The 18030-nt window shown below is 74.2% G+C and carries 16 protein-coding genes; 6 read left to right on the top strand and 10 right to left on the bottom strand.

Annotated elements, in window-relative coordinates:
* Positions 1-554: DUF1236 domain-containing protein (locus EOE48_RS30110; RefSeq protein WP_246154900.1), on the top strand; the 554-nt coding region annotated here is incomplete at its 5' end.
* Between the two features lie 193 nt (positions 555-747).
* Positions 748-1626 carry an MBL fold metallo-hydrolase gene (locus EOE48_RS26110; RefSeq protein WP_127733810.1) on the top strand — a complete coding sequence of 293 codons (879 nt, stop codon included), beginning with the start codon at positions 748-750 and terminating at the stop codon, positions 1624-1626.
* An 11-nt stretch (positions 1627-1637) separates the two neighbouring features.
* Here the strand turns inward: EOE48_RS26110 and EOE48_RS26105 are convergent, their stop codons facing one another.
* The 3 genes from EOE48_RS26105 to gcvA form a co-directional block, all read right to left on the bottom strand.
* Positions 1638-2654: a nickel/cobalt transporter gene (locus tag EOE48_RS26105; protein ID WP_127733809.1), complete on the bottom strand. Its 1017-nt coding sequence runs from the start codon at positions 2652-2654 to the stop codon at positions 1638-1640.
* Complete coding sequence (locus tag EOE48_RS26100; RefSeq protein ID WP_127733808.1) at positions 2645-3325, bottom strand: DUF1007 family protein; 681 nt, start codon at positions 3323-3325, stop codon at positions 2645-2647. The genes EOE48_RS26105 and EOE48_RS26100 overlap by 10 nt, the downstream gene beginning before the upstream one ends.
* A gap of 79 nt (positions 3326-3404) precedes the next feature.
* Positions 3405-4334 carry a transcriptional regulator GcvA gene (gene gcvA, locus EOE48_RS26095; protein ID WP_127733807.1) on the bottom strand — a complete coding sequence of 310 codons (930 nt, stop codon included), beginning with the start codon at positions 4332-4334 and terminating at the stop codon, positions 3405-3407.
* 165 nt (positions 4335-4499) lie between these two features.
* On the opposite strand from gcvA, the gene EOE48_RS26090 reads away from it, so the two are divergent.
* On the top strand, positions 4500-4715 hold the full coding sequence (locus tag EOE48_RS26090; protein WP_127733806.1) for a DUF1127 domain-containing protein: 216 nt from the start codon (positions 4500-4502) through the stop codon (positions 4713-4715).
* A 222-nt stretch (positions 4716-4937) separates the two neighbouring features.
* Here the strand turns inward: EOE48_RS26090 and denD are convergent, their stop codons facing one another.
* From denD to EOE48_RS29390, 4 genes are all read right to left on the bottom strand, one after another.
* Positions 4938-5921: a D-erythronate dehydrogenase gene (gene denD / locus EOE48_RS26085; protein ID WP_127733805.1), complete on the bottom strand. Its 984-nt coding sequence runs from the start codon at positions 5919-5921 to the stop codon at positions 4938-4940.
* 247 nt (positions 5922-6168) lie between these two features.
* Positions 6169-7332: a GNAT family N-acetyltransferase gene (locus EOE48_RS30335; RefSeq protein ID WP_127733804.1), complete on the bottom strand. Its 1164-nt coding sequence runs from the start codon at positions 7330-7332 to the stop codon at positions 6169-6171.
* Positions 7333-7427: 95 nt separating this feature from the next.
* Positions 7428-7688, bottom strand: a complete 261-nt coding sequence (locus EOE48_RS26075; protein ID WP_127733803.1) for a hypothetical protein — start codon at positions 7686-7688, stop codon at positions 7428-7430.
* Between the two features lie 331 nt (positions 7689-8019).
* Positions 8020-8172: a hypothetical protein gene (locus EOE48_RS29390; protein WP_187371554.1), complete on the bottom strand. Its 153-nt coding sequence runs from the start codon at positions 8170-8172 to the stop codon at positions 8020-8022.
* Between the two features lie 386 nt (positions 8173-8558).
* On the opposite strand from EOE48_RS29390, the gene EOE48_RS26070 reads away from it, so the two are divergent.
* From EOE48_RS26070 to EOE48_RS26060, 3 genes are all read left to right on the top strand, one after another.
* Positions 8559-9710, top strand: a complete 1152-nt coding sequence (locus tag EOE48_RS26070; protein ID WP_127733802.1) for an aminotransferase — start codon at positions 8559-8561, stop codon at positions 9708-9710.
* 93 nt (positions 9711-9803) lie between these two features.
* Positions 9804-10259: a DUF4112 domain-containing protein gene (locus tag EOE48_RS26065; RefSeq protein WP_127733801.1), complete on the top strand. Its 456-nt coding sequence runs from the start codon at positions 9804-9806 to the stop codon at positions 10257-10259.
* A 22-nt stretch (positions 10260-10281) separates the two neighbouring features.
* Positions 10282-11463: an ABC transporter permease gene (locus tag EOE48_RS26060; protein ID WP_127733800.1), complete on the top strand. Its 1182-nt coding sequence runs from the start codon at positions 10282-10284 to the stop codon at positions 11461-11463.
* Positions 11464-11503: 40 nt separating this feature from the next.
* Here EOE48_RS26060 and EOE48_RS26055 read toward each other — a convergent pair whose 3' ends face one another.
* The 3 genes from EOE48_RS26055 to EOE48_RS26045 form a co-directional block, all read right to left on the bottom strand.
* Complete coding sequence (locus EOE48_RS26055) at positions 11504-12970, bottom strand: mechanosensitive ion channel family protein (RefSeq protein WP_127733799.1); 1467 nt, start codon at positions 12968-12970, stop codon at positions 11504-11506.
* Positions 12971-13729: 759 nt separating this feature from the next.
* Positions 13730-15136, bottom strand: coding sequence for an MFS transporter (locus tag EOE48_RS26050; RefSeq protein ID WP_246154898.1), 1407 nt, complete (start codon positions 15134-15136; stop codon positions 13730-13732).
* A gap of 202 nt (positions 15137-15338) precedes the next feature.
* Positions 15339-17924 carry an FtsK/SpoIIIE family DNA translocase gene (locus tag EOE48_RS26045; RefSeq protein ID WP_127733798.1) on the bottom strand — a complete coding sequence of 862 codons (2586 nt, stop codon included), beginning with the start codon at positions 17922-17924 and terminating at the stop codon, positions 15339-15341.
* Positions 17925-18030 lie beyond the last annotated feature (106 nt).

Below are 18030 nucleotides of genomic sequence, written 5' to 3'. Positions count from 1 at the left end.
CGCGAGGCGGGGCCGACGGGGCCGGGCCGCGCGGCGCCCAGCCGGGAGACGCGGGCGGCCGCGGCGGCGCCGGGGGCGAGCGCCCGGGCGCGACGGAGCCCGGCGGCCGCGGCGGCGAGTCCGGCGGCCGGGCGGGAGATCGCGGCGGCGAGCGCGGAGATCGTGGCGGCGAGCGTGGGGACCGGGGCGACCGGACCGGCGAGCGCGGGGGTGAGCGCGGCGACAGGGGCGATCGGGGAGATCGCGGCGCCGACCGGGGCGAGCGCGGGGCCGGCCGCGGCGAGGCCCGCGGCGCCGTCACGCGCCTCGACACCCGCCAGCGCACGGAGTTCCGCCAGACCATCGTCCGGTCCGGGGTGCGGCCGGTCACCAACGTGAATTTCGCGCTCTCGGTCGGCACCGCGGTGCCGCGCTCGGTGACGCTGCACGCCCTGCCCCCGGCGATCCTGACGCTGGTGCCGGCCTATCGCGGCTTCAGCTACGTCCTGGTCGGCGACGACATCGTCATCATCGACCCCGACACCTACGAGATCGTCGACGTGATCCCGGCCTGACGGGGCGGGAGGCCGCGGCCGGGGCCCCCGGCCGGCCGATCGTAACGGTGGTTTAACGGCCGGGGAGGAACCTGTGCGCCGGTTCTGCCGTTCGGGTTGCGGCAGGTCATCTGTCGGGCCGGGGTTCGGCCCTCCCGGTTGTCGTGTGTGTTAGCGCACTTGCGTTTCCCTCAACCCCGACCAACTTCCAGCCATGAGCAACAGGGGTCCGATCGAGCAGGAAGGGGTCACGCTTCGGTTCTGGGGCGTGCGCGGTTCTACCTGTGCGTCAGGTCCCGACTTCGTCCAGTTCGGCGGCCACACCCCGTGCGTCGAGGTCCGGTGCGGCGAGCGGCTGTTCATCCTCGACGCCGGCTCCGGCCTGAACGCGCTGGGCGCCCATCACGGCACCTCCCTGCCCCGGCGCGTCGATCTGCTGTTCAGCCACCTCCACCTCGACCACATCGCCGGCCTGCCGTTCCTGAAGCCGGCCGTGCTCGATCCGTCGCGGGAAATCCACACCTATTGCGGCAACCTCGACGGCGCCAGCGCCGCCGAGACGGTCGACCGCCTGTTCTCGCCGCCGATCTTCCCCATCCCCCTCGACGTGCTGCCGGCGCGCTTCGTCCATCACGGCTTCCGGGCCGGCGAGACGCTGACCTTCGAGGACGGGATGCAGGTCGGGACGATCCCGCTCCACCATCCCCAGGGCGCGACCGGCTTCCGGTTCCGGCACGGCGGTCGCACCGCCTGCTACATCAGCGACCTCGAGCACACCGAGCCGTGGCCGGACCCGGCCCTGCGGCGCTTCGTCGAGGGCGCGGACCTCGTCGTCTACGACGGCATGTTCACCCAGGGCGAATATCCGGCCTGCCGCGGCTGGGGTCATTCGACCTGGGAGAAGGGCGTCGAGCTGTGCCGCGCCGCCGGCGTCGGGCAGCTCGCGATCATCCACCTCTATCCCCAGCACACCGACACGATGCTGCTCGGCATGGAGCAGCAGCTCAAGGCGGCGATGCCGACCGCCTTCATCGCCCGCGAGCGCCAGGAGATCGTGCTGCCGGCCCTCGCGCGGGTGCCGGCGGTGGCCTGAGCGGCCCGGCGTCAGAACGCCGCTACCGCCCAGCCCGACAGCAGCCCGACGCCGAGCACCAGCACGAAGCCGCCGGCGAGGAGTTCCAGGGCGCCGACCGCCACCGCGCCACTCTGCCCGCGCCCGCCGGCGAGCCGGAGGGCGAGGGCCTTGGCGAACACCGCCAGCGAGGCGAGCGCCCCGGTGGTGAGCGCGGTGCCGAGCGCCATCGCGAGGGTCGCGGCGATGCCGGCCCAGAACACCCCCTGCGACAGCGCGAAGACCAGCACCAGCACCGCCCCGGCGCAGGGCCGCAGGCCCGCCGCGACCACGATGCCGGCGCGCTCGCGCCAGTCGCTGCGCCCGATGCGCTCGCCGTCGGCGAGCCGGCCGTGGCCGCAATCCGGCCCGCAGGCCGGGCCGGCCTCGTGCCGCAGCAGCGCGGCGAGCCGCCCGGCCTTGCCCCAGGTGACGACGAGGCCGAGGAGCGCCACCGCGGCGAAGCCGGCGATCTCGATGCCGGTCCCGGCCCGGCTCAGGCCGGACGCGGTGAGGCGCAGCGCCACCGCGCCGCCGCCGACCAGCGCCACCGCCACGGCGGCCTGGAGCAGCGCCGCGGCGAAGCTCATGGTGAAGCCGCGCCGCAGCGCACGCTCGCCGGCGACGATGTAGCCGGCGATCACCGCCTTGCCGTGGCCGGGGCCGGCGGCGTGGAACACCCCGTAGGCGAAGCCGAGGCCGACGAGCAGGCCGTAGCCGGCCTGCCCCGCCTTCACCGCCGAGACCGCGCGCTGGAGCTGGCGCGAGAAATCCGCCTGGAGGGCGAGCAGCCAGCCGCCGAGCCCGCCGGCCGAGGGCGTCGCCTCGCGGAAGCCGAGGCCGAACGGCGAGCGCGGCGGCGGCGCCGACAGGCCCGGCGCGAGGAGCAGCATCAGCCCGGTGAGGAGGCCGAAGGCGGCGACGACCGCCGCCGCGGCGAGCAGCAGGCGCAGGCCGGTGCGGCCGGTGGCGAGCGGCAGCCCGGCGGCGGGGCTAAGTCTCAGGAGCATGCGACCACGATCCGGTTGGCGAACTGCACCCCGTAGGTCGAGGCGGCGGTGAGGGCCTCGAAGAACGCCTCCGACATCCCGGCGGCGGGCTTGTCGGTGGACTTGCCGGCGGACTTGGCGTCCGCGGCCTGCGGCCTGGGCCGGTGCACGGTGGCCCGGCAGCCGGCGGGGGCGCCCGACAGGGTCGCGACGCCGTCGCCCTCGGCGAGGCTGAAGGCGACGAAGTAGGTCGGATCGAACACTTCGAGCGACAGCGCGCCCGGCCCCGCCGGGGCCTTGAGCGGCAGGGTGAAGCTGAGGGTCAGCGCGCCGTCGGCGTAGCCCATCGCCGGCGCCTCGGGCGCCCCGACCTCGACCGGGCGGCCGGACACCTTCAGGGCGGTGAAGTAGCGCGAATCGCCGAGGCTCTCGATGTTCTCCCGCGCCAGGACCGCCAGGGCCTGCGGGCTCGGCGCGCCGTCGCCGCCGCGCTCCAGCCCCTGCACCGTGAGGGCCGAGTAGGACGGGTCGAAGGTCCAGGCGTGGCGCAGGCCGGTGACGCGGCCGTCCGGGCCGTAGACGATCTCGGCCTTCGTCGTGATCCAGACATGCGGATGGGCCGCGGCAGGCGCCGCGGCGGCGAGGCCGAGCCCGGCCGAAGCCAGCAGGAGAAGGTGCGATCGGATCGTCATGGTGGCTTGGCGTGCGTCCGCGACGCTCCCCCGGGAATGGCTGATCGACCGTCGGCGACGGCGTCGTCCCCGCCGCATCCTAGGTCCCGTCGCAAAGCGGCGAAAGCGGGGCCGCCTGCTCGGCGAGCCAGGCGCGGAACAGCGCCACCTTGGGCGGGTCCTGGCCCTCCGGCGTGACGATGAAGAAGGCGTAGGGGCTCGCCACCTCCTCGGGGAACGGCCGCACGAGGCGCCCGCCCGCCAGCAGGTCGCCGCCCAGCACCCGGGTCGCCAGGGCGACGCCCTCGCCGGCGGTGGCGGCCTGGAGCACCATGAAGGTGTGGGTGAAGCGCGGGCCGCGCCGGGCCTCGATCCCGGTCACCCCCGCCGCGGCGAGCCAGTCCGGCCACGCGACGGCCTCGAGGTCGATCGGGTCGTCGTCGTGCAGCAGGACGTGGCGGGCGAGGTCGGCGGGGCGGGCGAGCGGCGGGGTGCCGTCGCGCAGGGCCGGGCTGCAGACCGGAAACACGCTGTCGCGCAGCAGCAGGTCGGCGCGCAGGCCGCGATAGCGGCCGCGGCCGTGCCGGATCGCCACGTCGAGCTCGTCGCGGGCGAAATCCGCCAGAGTGTTGTTGGCGACGACGCGCACGTCGAGCTCGGGATGGCGGGCCCGGAACGCGCCGATGCGCGGAATCAGCCACAGCGAGGCGAAGGAATGGGTCGTGTTGACCGTCAGCACGTGGTCCTGGCCCTGCCGGCGCAGCCGCGCGGTCGCGTCGGCGAAGCCGTCGAGGAGGTCGCCCACGGCCGCCGCGTAGCGCTCGCCGGCGGGCGTGAGGGCGACCCCGCGGCTCGGCAGCCGGCGGAACAGCGGCACGCCGAACCACCCCTCCAGCGCCTTGACCTGCTGGGCCACCGCCCCGGCGCTTACGCCGAGTTCGTCCCCGGCGGCCTGGAAGGTCGGGTGGCGCGCCGCCGCCTCGAAGGCCCGGACGGCGTTGAGCGGCGGCAAACGGCGGCGCAGGGTCATCTCGGCCCAGATTTCCTATGCCGGAGCGGCAGAGCTTCTGGTTTGCTCCCGTCGCGTCCCGGCGGCAAGATCGCTGCTATCGATCACATCTGCTGAAGGCGGGAGGACGTCATGGCGGCGCTCGCGAGTACCCGAGAAAATCTGCGGCGGGACCCGGTCCCGGCGATGCCCGCCCCGCGCCTGCGCCTCGTGCCGCCGGTGGCCCTGCGCCCGGCCCGGCCGCGGCCGGTCGCCAACTGGTTCGAGCGGCTCGAACTCTGGGCCGAACGAGCCCGCGAGCGCCGGCTCCTCGCCGAGGCCCCCGACGCGATGCTGCACGACCTCGGGCTCTCCCGGGCCGACGTTTCCCGGGAGACGGGGAAGCGGTTCTGGCAGGGGTGAGGCGGCGGCGATCCTGGACGGCACCGGGCCTGAGCTTCCGAACGGCCTGGCACCGCCGCACCGGGACGGAGCGGTCGCCCTGTCGATGCGGGGCAGACCCGAGCGCGCATCGATGCGCCGGCGTTCCGGCCCCGTCGCCCACGCGGCGAAGGGCCGGGTGCGCCCGACCGGGAACCGGGCGGGCCGACCGCCGCGGACCGGTGCGCTCCCGTCCCTCCCCGGTCACGCCGCGATGCGTCCGCCGAGCTCGTCCTCGATATGGGCGCGGATGATCGTCTCGAAATCCGGCTCGGCGGTGAAGCCGAGTTCGATCGCCCGGCGCGGGTCGAAGCCGCGGGGCCAGCCGGCGACGATGCGCTCGATCACCGGATCAGGCTGGTGGCGGATGCGCGCGGCGACGGCGTCGCCGGCGACCCGGCGCAGGGCCTCGATCTGCTCGGCCACCGTCACGGCGACGCCGGGCATCGTCAGGTTGCGCCGGTCGCCGAGGCGCGCACCGTCGATCGTCGCCGCGTGCAGCAGGAACCCGATCGCGGCCCGCGGCGAGGCGTGCCAGTGGCGCACCCCGTCCGAGACCGGCAGGATCGCCTCCTGGCCGGCGAGCGGCTCGCGGATGATGCCCGAGAAGAAGCCCGAGGCGGCCTTGTTCGGCTTGCCCGGCCGCACGCAGATCGTCGGCAGGCGGATGCCGACGCCGTCGAAGATGCCGCGCCGGGTGTAGTCCGACAGCAGCAATTCGCCGATCGCCTTCTGGGTGCCGTAGCTGGTCAGCGGCGCGGTGAGGTACTCGTCGCCGATCGCGTCGGGCATCGGCGCGCCGAACACCGCGATCGACGAGGTGAAGACGAGGCGCGGCCGGTAGCCGTCGCCGATCGCCCGCACGGCGTCGAAGAGCCGGCGGGTGCCGTCGAGGTTGATGCGGTAGCCCTTGTCGAAATCGGCCTCGGCCTCGCCCGACACGATGGCGGCGAGGTGGACGATCACGTCCGGCCGGGCGGCGACGAGCCGCTCGGCCTCGCCCGGCAGCGAGAAGTCGGAGGCCGAGAGCGAGACCGGCACGCCGGTGCCGGCGGGGGCCTCGGGCGCCACCACGTCGTGCAGGGTGAAGCGGGTGATCGTCTCGCCGCCGAGCCGGCAGTCACGGACCAGCCGGTCGAGCAGCTTGCGCCCCACCATGCCGGCGGCGCCGAGGATGAGGATGTGCATCGGAAATCTCCTGTCGCGGTGAACGATCGGTCGGCGGGCGGGATCGGGAGGGAGGCGGGGCGGCGGATGTCGCGCGGGTCAAGGCCGCGGCAGGCGGACCGGTCCCGCGCGCGGACGCGGCCGGTCGGGGCATCCGACCATGTTCTCCTCCCTGCCGCCCTGAAGGGCGGTGTCGCCCTCGCGGGCGTGTCGCCCTGACGGGCGTATCGCCCGTTCGGGCGTGTCGTTCGGCCTGCGGGTGTTCCCGTCAGGCGAGATGCTTGACCATGTGGACCAGCCGGCGGTCGGCGAGGGGCTCGATCCGCTCGGTGTCCCACCCCTGCCGCGTGTACCAGTCCCGGTTCCGCGTCAGGGGCTCCCCGGTGTAGAGGCGCAGGGTGGCGAGGTCGAGATCCCGCGCGCGGTTCTCCGCCGCCGCGAGCAGGCGGTTGCCGAGGCCCTGCCCCTGGCGGCGCGGATCGACGGCGACGCTCCAGATCGTCAGGTGGCCGGGCTCGGGATCGAGGACGAGGGCGCCGGCGACGTCGTCCCCCTCCCCCGCGAGCCAGACCTCGTGCTCGGCCAGCACCGTGGAGGCCGGGGTCAGGAGCGGCAGCGGCTCGACGCCGAGCAGCGCCCGGTTGCCCGCGAAGGCGTCGGCCTGCACCCGCCCGAGCGCCGGGAGGTCGGCGGCGTCGGCGCGGCGCAGGTCGCTGCCCGTGATGCGCCCGGCGTTCAGCGCCGACAGGCGCAGGCGCTGCGGGTCCGGCCCCGACAGGTTGTCGGGCGCGAGCCAGCGCCGGAAGGCGCCGGCGGCCTGCGGCCATTCGCGGTCGAGGAGCGAGAACCACGCGGTGTCGCGGTTGCGCCCCTTCACGATCATCGCCTGGCGGAAGATTCCCTCGAAACGGAAGCCGAGGCGCAGGGCGGCGCGGCGCGACGGCGCGTTGAGGGCGTTGCACTTCCACTCGTAGCGGCGGTAGCCGAGGGTGTCGAAGACGTAAGCCGCGAGCAGCGCCATCGCCTCGGTCGCCCCGGGCCGGCGCTGGAGCGCGGGCGCGTACAGGATGTTGCCGACCTCGATCACCCGGTTGGCCGGGTCGATCCGCATCAGCGCCGCGTGCCCGACCGCCCGGCCGCTGGCGCGGTCGAGGATGGCGTAGAACAGCGGGTCCTCCGAGGCGGCGCAGGCGGCGAGATGGTCGAGGAACGGGCCGCGCTCGGGGAACGGGCCGGCGCCCATGTAGGGCCACAGCGCCTCGGTGCCGGGGCCCGTCACCGCCTGCGCGAGGTCGTCCCCGTGCGCGGCGGGATCGAGCGGGACCAGGGTGACGAGGTCGCCCTCCAGAACGATCCGCTCCGGCCGGGGCGCCGCACCGACGGCGACCGGCTCGCCGACGGGCAGGCGGGTGACAGGATCGGCTTCGGCCATGGATCGTCTCCGGCACCGCGACCGCCTTCCCTCCCACGGGACGCGGCCGGCTGCCAAGGACAATCCGGGCGGGCGGCCGTCTCCGGCCGCCGCCGTCAGTGCGGCTGCGGCGCCGGGACGGCGACGGTCGGCTCGACGAAGCGGGCGACCGGGAAGTACAGCGTGCAGGCCCGGGTCTCGTGGACGACGTGGACGATCGCATTGGGGGACCGGTGCCCGTGGGTCGTCCGGCGGGCGAAGGCGGCCGACAGTTTCTGGACATGCGGGATCAGCTCGACGTCGTCGTCGATCCGCGTGCCGTGCCGGTCGCGAAACAGCCTTCCGTCGATCTCGATGTGGAAATAGTACAGCGCCATGGCTCCAGCTCCCTGAGAGCGATGGCCGGAAGCTAAGGACACGGGCGACCGGTCTCCTTAACGCCGTTTAACGGTCCCCGAAAAACCGCAACTTCGGCGACGACGGTGCGAGGAGCCTCGATTCGGCCTGACGGGACTCACCTAGGTCAATGAAGCCTCGGGCGGGCCGCGATAGCGTGATCGGGTCGTGCCGGTCGCCCCCCTTCTACCGGCACGGTGCCGTCGGTTCGCATGCGGTTCGACGTCATCGCGGCCGACGGCGTCTCTTCTCGGACCCCAACTCAGCCCGCCGCAGGCCTGCCCTCGGCGGGCTCTCCTTGGCGGCATCGGTTCAGTGCTGCGCCCGGCCGGGATCGATCGACCGGTAATAGGCGACGACCGACCGGAAGGCGTCGTCGACCGGCGGGACGGGCACCGCGAGCCTCAGGCCGAGACCGGCGAGGCCGGCGGCGAGACCGGCGAGGAGGCAGGTGCGGAGGGTCATGCGGTGTCCGATGGATCGCTGCGCCATGCGGGTACCGGCTTCGCTCGGCCGGCGCGCGGGCTCGCGACGGCTGTCCGGGGATGGCGCGCGACGGGCCCGCAGGCTGCCGGGAAACGCGGCCTCGGGCAACCCGGAACGGGTACGGCCGGGCCGGCGATCGATCCCGGATCGGAGCGAGGGGGCGGAGCCCTTCACCAGGATCGCGGCCGGCCCGGCCGCATGCCCAGAACCTAGCCGACGGCTGACGAGTGTCAACAATCGTCAGCCGACCCGGATGCCCCGCCGCGCGGCCATGTGCGGTTTCGCACAACCCTCCCGCGTGCTAGCGGAGATTCGACCGTCCCGGGCTTGACCCGCCCGGCGCCACCGAACCCGTCTCGTTGCGCATGAACCCGATCTTCTCCGACCTGCCGACCACCGTGTTCGAGGTGATGTCGGCCCTCGCCCGCGAGACCGGCGCGGTCAATCTCGGCCAGGGCTTCCCGGACGATCCCGGCCCGCAGGACGTGCGCGAGCGCGCCGCCGCGGCGGTGATCCACGGCTGGAACCAGTACCCGCCGATGATGGGGCTGCCGGAACTGCGCGAGGCGGTCGCCGCGCATTACCGGCACTGGCAGGGCCTCGACCTCGATCCGGCCCGGGAGGTGATGGTGACGTCGGGCGCGACCGAGGCGATCGCCGGCGCCCTGATGGCCTTGATCGAGCCCGGCGACGAGGTCGTGCTGTTCGAGCCGATGTACGACGCCTACCTGCCGCTGGTGCGCCGGGCCGGCGGGGTGCCGCGCTTCGTGACGCTGACGCCGCCGCATTTCCGGCTGACCGAGGCGGCGCTCGCCGCGGCGTTCTCGGACCGCACCCGGGTGGTCCTGTTCAACAACCCGCTCAACCCGACCGCGACGGTGTTCCCGGATGAGGATCTGGCGCTGCTCGCCGCGTTCTGCCGCCGCTTCGACGCGGTCGCGGTCTGCGACGAGGTGTGGGAGCACGTCACCTTCGACGGCCGCCGCCACCGGCCGCTGATGGCCCTGCCGGGGATGCGCGAGCGGACGGTGAAGATCGGCTCGGCCGGCAAGATCTTCTCGCTCACCGGCTGGAAGGTCGGCTTCGTCATGGCGGCGCCGGACCTGATGCGGGTCCTCGCCAAGGCGCACCAGTTCCTCACCTTCACCACGCCGCCGAACCTGCAGGCGGCGGTGGCCTACGGGCTGGGCAAGGACGACGGGTATTTCGAGGGCATGCGGACGGATTTCGCCCGGGCGCGCGACCGCCTCGCCGGCGGCCTCGCCGGGCTCGGCTTCAGCGTGCTGCCCTCGGCCGGCACCTACTTCCTCAACATCGACATCGCGCCGCTCGGCGAGAGCGACGACGTCGCGTTCTGCGAGCGGCTGGTGCGCCGGCACGGGGTCGCGGCGATCCCGGTGAGCGCGTTCTACGCCGAGGGCGGCGTGCGCAACGTGGTGCGGTTCTGCTTCGCCAAGCGCGACGACACCCTCGACCGCGCCCTCGACCGCCTCGCCGATGCGCGGCTGGTCCGGTGAGGAACGCGGACGGCGCCCCCCGTCTTGTGGCGGCGGCACCCCGGGGCCACATGATCGTGCATGAGCACGACCTTCCCGCCCCGGAGCCCCACGATGGACTTCACGCAGACGGCCGGTCCCGTTCCGCCCTTCGGCGCGGCCTCGCTCCGCGCCGGCGCCGGCGCGGAGGATGCCGCCCAGGTTCTGGCCCGGCTAGAACTCCTGGCGCACATCCTCGACACCGCCTTCGTCCTGCCGGGCAACCGGCGGGTCGGGCTCGACGCCGTGGTCGGGCTGATCCCGGTGGTCGGCGACCTCGTGACGACCGCGATCTCGTCCTACATCATCTGGGAGGCGCGCCGGCTCAAGGTGCCGCGCACGCTGCTCGCCCGGATGGCGGCGAACGTCGCGATCGACGGCGTGGTCGGCGCGGTGCCGCTGGTGGGCGACCTGTTCGACGCCGCGTTCAAGGCCAACCGCCGCAACGTGCGGCTGCTGCGCCGCCACCTGGAGCGCAGCGGCGCCGTGCGCCCGACCACGATCGACGGCACCGCGACGCGGATCGACTGACCGTTCTCCGCGGGGCCGGCGCATGAACGAGCGGCCCCGCTCCCTCGACCCCGTGCCCGTCGCCCCGCCAGCGCCGGGGCCGGCGGTCCCGCCGCCCCCGGCGGCCGGCCCGCGCCGGCTGTCGCCGCTCAACCGGCGGCGGCTCGCGAATTTCCGCGCCAACCGCCGCGGCTACTGGTCTGCGGTGCTGTTCGGCGTTCTGTTCGTCGTCAGCCTGTTCGCCGAGTTCATCGCCAACGACCGGCCGATCATCGCCTCCTACAAGGGCGAGATCCTGATGCCGGTCTTCGTCGACTACCCGGAGGAGAAGTTCGGCGGGTTCCTGGCCCGGACCGACTACCGCGACCCGGTGATCCGCAAGGAACTGGCCGAGAACGGCTGGGCGCTGTGGCCGCCGATCCGCTACTCCTACGACACCCACAACCTCGACCTGCCGGTGCCGGCCCCGGCGCCGCCGACCTGGCTGCTCACCGAGGCGCAGTGCCGGCCGCTGGCCGAGAAGACCGGCGGCCGGGGCTGCCGCGACCTCGAATGGAACTGGCTCGGCACCGACGACCAGGGCCGCGACGTCGTCGCCCGGCTGATCTACGGCTTCCGCCTGTCGGTGCTGTTCGGCCTCACCCTGGCGATCACCTCGTCGATCATCGGCGTGCTCGCCGGCGCGGTGCAGGGCTATTTCGGCGGCTGGATCGACCTGATCTTCCAGCGCTTCATCGAGATCTGGACCGCGATCCCGTCGCTGTACCTGCTCATCATCATCTCGTCGATCATCACGCCGAGCTTCTTCGTGCTGCTCGGCATCCTGCTGCTGTTCTCGTGGGTGTCGCTGGTCGGCGTCGTGCGGGCCGAGTTCCTGCGCGCCCGCAACTTCGAGTACGTGCGCGCCGCCCGGGCGCTCGGGCTGTCGGACGCCCGGATCATGTTCCGGCACCTCCTGCCGAACGCCATGGTGGCGACCCTGACCCTGCTGCCGTTCGTGCTCAACGGCTCGATCACCACCCTCACCTCCCTCGACTTCCTCGGCTTCGGCCTGCCGCCGGGCTCGCCCTCCCTCGGCGAGCTCTTGGCCCAGGGCAAGGCGAACCTCCAGGCGCCGTGGCTCGGCCTGACCGGCTTCGCGGTCATCGCCGTGACGCTCAGCCTGCTGATCTTCGCCGGCGAGGCCGTGCGCGACGCCTTCGACCCGCGCAAGACCTTCGCCTGAGCAGGACCTTCGCCTGAGCAAGACCTTCGCCTGAGACGGATCAGGCGGCGGCGGGCGGGTTCGCGGCGGCCGCCTGGGCGGCCTGCGCCGCCCGCGCCGCGGCGGCGGCCCGCTCCAGGGCGTCGCCGGGCAGTTCGGCGGTGCCGGAGCGGACCAGCACGGCGTTGGAGGCCAGCGGCACCCCGGCCGCCTGGAGGCCGCGGTAGATCCGCCGCAGGGCCTCCCGCTGCACCACCGAGGGCTTGGCCGGCCGCACCGTGAACTTGCAGCGGATCACCACCGCGGTGTCGGCGATCTCGTGCACGCCCTGCATCTTGAGCGGCAGCAGGAATTCCGGGCCGAAATCGGGGTCGGCCTGCATCTCCTGGCCGATCTTCTTGATCGTGCGGCGCGCCTTCTCGAGGTCGGCGGCGTGGTCGAGGCGGATCAGGAACTTCACCGTCGACCAGTCGCGAGAGTAGTTGGTGATCTGGCTGATCGTCCCGAACGGCACGGTGTGGATCGGGCCGTTCTGGTGGCGCAGTTGCACCGAGCGCAGGGTGATGCGCTCGACCGTGCCCTTGAGCTTGCCGGTGTCGATGTACTCGCCGATCCGGAAGGCGTCGTCGGCCATGAAGAAGATGCCCGACACGATGTCGCGCACCAGGGCCTGGCTGCCGAACGACAGCGCGAGGCCGAGGACGCCGAAGCCGGCGAGCATCGGCCCGATGTTGATGCCGGCGGCCGAGAGCACGATGAGCGCGGTCACCGCCGTGACGGCGCCGAAGGCGAGGTCGCGCACGATCGGCAACACGGTGGAGAGCCGCGAGCTGACCGCCGGGCCGTCGTCGTCCTCGGCCGGCCCGTGGCCGGAGGCGTGGGGGATCTGCGCCTGGAAGTAGCTGCGCAGGAAGCACCACAGCGACCAGCCGAGGACCAGGGAGGCGCCGATCTCGACCGCGCTGCCGCCGGCGTGGCGCAGGCGCGGATCGGCCACGACCGGCTCCCAGGCCCGCGCCAGCAGGGCCAGACCCGCGACCCAGATGCCGCCGGCGATCGCGGCCCGGGCCGCCACCGCGGCGGCCCGGGTCACCGGCGGGCTGTCGGCGAGCTGGTGGGCCGCGAGGCGGCGCAGGAGGTGGTCGCCGGCGAGCGCCAGGAGCGGCAGGGCCAGGAACGCGACCCGGGTGGCGGCGACCGCGGCGGCCCAGGTGTCGTAGCCGGGATCGGCCACCACCAGCAGCGCGACGACCCAGGCCGCCACGACCGTGGCGGCGAGGGCCGGGGCCAAGGCCGCCGCCAGCACGCGCCGGAGCACGCCGCCCTCCTCCCCGGCCCTGCCCCGGACCAGGGCGACGAGGTCGCGCCGACCGAGCCAGAGCCAGACCAGCGTCAGGGCGGTGGTCAGGGTGGTGCCGAGCAGGGTCCAGGCCGCGAGCCCGGAGGGCGCGGCCCCGCCCGCCCGGGCCAGGATCGCCGCGAGGTCGAGGGCGAGGCCGAGGAGCACGAGGGCGACGAGCATCGCCATGTGCCATCGCGGCCGCCGCACGGGGAGCAGCCGGGCGCCGGGATCGGCGGGCGAGAGCAGGAAGCGGCCGGCCGCGAAGGCGAGCCCGGCCAGGGCGGCGGATCGGAGCAGCGCGGCGGCGAGCGGGCGGGCGGGCGCCGCGTCCGGGACCAGCCGCAGCAGCAGCGCCGCCGTCGCGAATGAGCCCGCGCCACGCCCGGCGCCAGCGTCCCCCGGCCGCGCCGGCGCGCCGGGCGAGCAGCAGGCCGACCAGCCCGCCGGCCACCGCGGCGGCGACGAGGAGCCGGACCAGATGCAGCCCGACCGCGCCGTGCCACGCCGCGGCGGCGGCCTCGGAGATCGAGCCGAGTTCGGACAGCCCGTCGACGTGGCGGGCGAGCCCGGTCTCGAAGGCCTGCCAGACGGTCTGCGGCGGAGGCGGGGCCGCGACCGGCGCCGCGGCCGCGGGACCGGGCTCGTCCTCCCAGCGGAGCGTCACCGGTGCCCCGGCCTGCCGGGCCGCGCCGAGGACCGTCTCGACATGCGACCGGTCCAGGCCCGGGCGGAGCGTGACGGTGACGCCCGGCTCGGCGGCGACGCCGGCCCCGGCGGTCAGCAGCCCCAAGGCGCAGGCGAGCGCCGCCCGGCGCAGCATTCTCAGTCCCGATCGCGACCGTGCCACGTTCCGCCTCCGATCCGCATCCGCCCCGACGGCCGGCTCGCCCGTCCCCGGACCGTGCTACGCCGGAACGGTTGCGATTCTCTCCCGATCGGCCCGGGTCAGGACGGCGGTCCGCCGAGGGGCGGAACCGAACGGCGCATCAGCAGCAGGCTCAGGCCGGCGCCGAGCATCGAGGCCGCGAGCGCGGCCAGGAAGGCGTCGATGCCGCCGGCCGCGATCACGGCGGCGCCGAGCAGCGCGCTCAGCACCGCGCCGAGGCGGCCGACGCCGAGCGCCATCGCGGCCCCGGAGGCGCGCAGGCCGGTCGGGTGGAGCGACAGGCCGAGGACGTAGAGGGTGGTCTGCACCGCGTTGACGAACAGGCCGTGCAGCCCGAAGCCGACGATCAGCATCGTCGGCCCGACATCGCCGCGCAGCAGCAGCGCGGTCACCGCCGCCCCGAGGCAGCACAGCACCTGCGGCCGGCGCGAGCCGAAGCGGGTGATCGCGACGGCGCAGAGCAGCGCGCCGACCACCCCGCCGAGATTGTAGGCGGTGAGGCCCGCCCCCGCCATCTCCTCGTCGAGGCCGTCGCCGATCAGCATCGTCGGCAGCCACGAGAACGCGCTGTAGACCGCGAGCAGACAGAAGAAGAACGCCGCGCACAGCCCGACCGTGTCCCGCCGCCGCTCGGGCGTGAACAGGGTGCGGAAGCCGGCGCCGCGGCTCACACGTTGCTCGGACGGGTCGACGAACACGGCGCGCGGCGGCACCGGGCGGTCGAGCCGGTCGAGCATCCGGGCGAGCTCGTCCCAGCGTTCGGGATGGCGGGCGAGGAAGCGGGGCGATTCCGGCAGGGTCCGGCGCAGGACGAGGGCGAAGGCCAGGGTGAGGCCGCCGCCGATCAGGAACAGGCCGTGCCATTCGAGGCTGGGCAGGACCAGCCCGGCCACCAGCCCGGCGATCATGCCGCCGAGAGGCACGCAGACCACCGTCGCGGTCACCACGAGGGTGCGGTGGCGCCGGGGCGCGAACTCCGCCGCCAGGGTCGCGGTCGCCGGCAGCGCCCCGCCGATGCCGAGGCCGGTGACGAAGCGCAGCACCGCGAGCGACCCGAGATGGTCGACCAGCCCGGCCGCCGCGGTCGCCGCGCCGAACGTCGTGACGCAGATCACGATGGCCCGCCGCCGCCCGGCCCGGTCGCCGACCCGGCCGGCGAGCAGGCTGCCGAGCGCCATCCCGAACAGGCCGGCCGCGACGGTCGGGGCGAAATCGGCCCCGGTCAGGTTCCAGTCGCGGCCCAGCGACGGGATGGCGAAGCCGATGAGCTGGCTGTCGAACCCGACGACGATGACCGTGAGGGCGGCGAGCAGCACCGCGCGCCGCTGGAACGGCGCCCAGGGGCCGGCATCGATGAGGTGCCCGACATCGATGCGGGTGGTCGCGGCGGTGCCGGGTCCCGTCCGCGCCGGCACCGGGGCGGGCTGCGGACCACGTCCGCCAGCCGCCGCGATCATCGCGCCCATGCGGCCACCGGCTCGGCGCCGGTCGGGCAGGCCGGCCCGGTGCTGAGATGTGCCATGTCGTCCTCCCGCGCGGCCGTCCGGCGGCCCCGGATCTCGCCGACCGGCCTTCAGGCCGGTCCTCACGGGCTTGTTGTGCGCCGGGACGTCCGTTGCCGGCAAGGGGTGTTGCCGGCGGAGGGAGGGTTGGACGCGGCCGGGGAGATCAGACCTCCTGCCCCTCGGCCTCGACCAGGATCTCGCGCTTGCCGGCGTGGTTGGCGGGGCCGACGATGCCCTCGCGCTCCATCCGCTCCATCAGCGAGGCCGCCCGGTTGTAGCCGATCTGCAGGCGGCGCTGGATGTAGCTCGTCGAGGCCTTCTTGTCGCGAAGCACCAATGCCACCGCCTGCGCGTAGGTGTCGCCACCCTCGCCGACCGCACCGGGGTCAGAAGCCGGACCCGGATCGCCGCCCTCGCCGTCCTCGCCCTCCTCCGAGGTGATCGCGTCGAGATAGGCCGGCCGGCCCTGGCGCTTGAGGTGGGCCACCACCCCCTCGACCTCGTCGTCCGAGCAGAACGGGCCGTGCACCCGCGTCGTGCGGCCGCCGCCCGCCATGAACAGCATGTCGCCCTGGCCCAGCAACTGCTCGGCGCCCATCTCGCCCAGAATCGTGCGCGAGTCGATCTTGCTCGTCACCTGGAACGAGATCCGCGTCGGGAAGTTCGCCTTGATCGTGCCGGTGATCACGTCCACCGACGGACGCTGCGTCGCCATGATGAGATGCAGGCCCGCCGCCCGCGCCATCTGCGCGAGCCGCTGGATCGCCCCCTCGATGTCCTTGCCCGCCACCATCATCAGGTCGGCCATCTCGTCGACGATGATCACGATGTAGGGCAGCGCCGAGAGGTCCATCACCTCGTCCTCGTACACCGCCTCCCCGGTCTCCCGGTCGAACCCGGTCTGCACCGTCCGGGTGATCACCTCGCCGCGTGCCCGCGCCTCCGCCACCCGGGCGTTGAACCCGTCGATGTTGCGAACGCCGAGCTTCGACATCTTCTTGTAGCGTTCCTCCATCTCGCGCACGGCCCACTTGAGGGCGATGACCGCCTTCTTGGGGTCGGTGACGACCGGCGAGAGCAGGTGCGGGATGCCGTCGTAGACCGACAGTTCCAGCATCTTGGGATCGACCATGATGAGCCGGCACTCCTCCGGCTTCATCCGGTAGAGCAGGCTGAGGATCATGGTGTTGATCGCCACCGACTTGCCCGAGCCGGTGGTGCCGGCCACCAGCAGGTGGGGCATGCGGGCGAGGTCGGCGATGATCGGCTCGCCGCCGATGTTCTTGCCGAGGCACAGGGCGAGCTTCTGCTTGGTCTCGGCGAAGACCGGCGAGGCGAGGAGCTCGCGCAGGTACACGGTCTCGCGCTTGGCGTTGGGCAATTCGATGCCGATGGCGTTGCGGCCCTGGACGACGGCGACGCGGGCGGAGACGGCCGACATCGAGCGGGCGATGTCGTCGGCGAGGGAGATGACGCGGCTCGACTTGGTGCCCGGCGCCGGCTCGAGCTCGTAGAGCGTGACGACCGGACCCGGGCGCACCGCCAGGATCTCGCCGCGCACCCCGAAATCCTCGAGGGTCGATTCGAGCAGGGTGGCGTTCTGCTCCAGGGCATCGGTCGAGACGGCGGTGCTCGGCGCCGGCTGGCGCGGCTCGGCCAGCAGGTCGAGGGCCGGCATCTCGTAGGTGTCGGACAGCGCCGGCGGAGGCGCCCGGCGGCTCGGCAGCGGAGCCGGCGGCGGGGCGACGCGGGTGCGCGCCGGGGCCGGCGCCGGCTCGGCCGGCAGGTCGTCGCCGTCCTCGTCCTCGGGCTCGTCGTGGACCCGCGGCGGTGCGAGGCGGCGGGCGGCGCGGGCCGGCTCGTCGAAGACCGGCTCGCGGCGGGTGCCGGGCTCGGGCGCGTCGAAGCCCTCCTCGTCGCCGTCCTCCGAGAAGGCGCGGCGGGCGGCGAGCGCCGGGGAGTTGCCGGCATAGGCCGCGGCGCGCTCGGCGGCGGCACGGTCCTCGCGCCACCCGGCGATGCGGTCGCGGACCGCGTCGCGGGCGCTCATCGCCAGATGGGCGAGCGTGCCGAGGGACGCGAGCCCGAAGCCCGGCGTCTCGTCGTCGTGGGGCGCCGCGCGCCGGGTGCGCTCGTCGTAGCGGCTGGAGACCGGGCCGTAATGGTCCGCCTCGTCCTCCTCCTCGCCCTCGATCAGGCCGAAGCCGCAGGCGGCGGTGAGGCTGAGCACCGCGGCCCCGGCGAACAGGAACCCGGCGATCGCCGCCGCCGGCCCGAAGATCGCCCGCACCGCCCCGAGCAGGGCGTCGCCGACGACGCCGCCGAGGCCGGTCGGCAGCGGCCAGCGGGCGGTCGACGGCAGGGCGCTCGCCATCGCGCTCGCGGCGCCGAAGCCGATCACCCACAGGGCGATGCGCAGGTTGAGCCGCGGCAGCGTGTGGGCGCGCAACAACTGTACGCCCCACACCGCCGGGGGCAGCGCCAGCGCCAGGGCGCCGAGCCCGAGGAGCTGCATGCCGAGGTCGGAGACGATGGCGCCCCCATAACCGAGAAGGTTGCGCGCCGCTTGGCTGGTGGCGTGGTTGAGGCTCGGATCCTCGATCGACCACGTCGCCAGGGCGACGACGAGGCCGGCCGCGCCGAGCAGCAGGGCGAGCCCCGACAGCTCCGTCATCCGCCGCTTCAGGAAGGCGCGGAGGGTGTCGACGAGTGCATCGTAGGGCGATGCCGAGCGACGGAGCGAACGCATGCGAGGCAAGCCGGGTACGCGGGACGGAGCCTGCACACTAGGGCGGCGCGGTTAACGCGCCTTTAAGGCTGTCGTCCCCTTCGGGCGAATGGAATCAAGCACTTGG

Origin of the sequence: Methylobacterium oryzihabitans, assembly GCF_004004555.2 — a bacterium.
GTDB classification, from domain to species: domain Bacteria; phylum Pseudomonadota; class Alphaproteobacteria; order Rhizobiales; family Beijerinckiaceae; genus Methylobacterium; species Methylobacterium oryzihabitans.
This window is presented reverse-complemented; position numbering and strand designations above follow the sequence as displayed.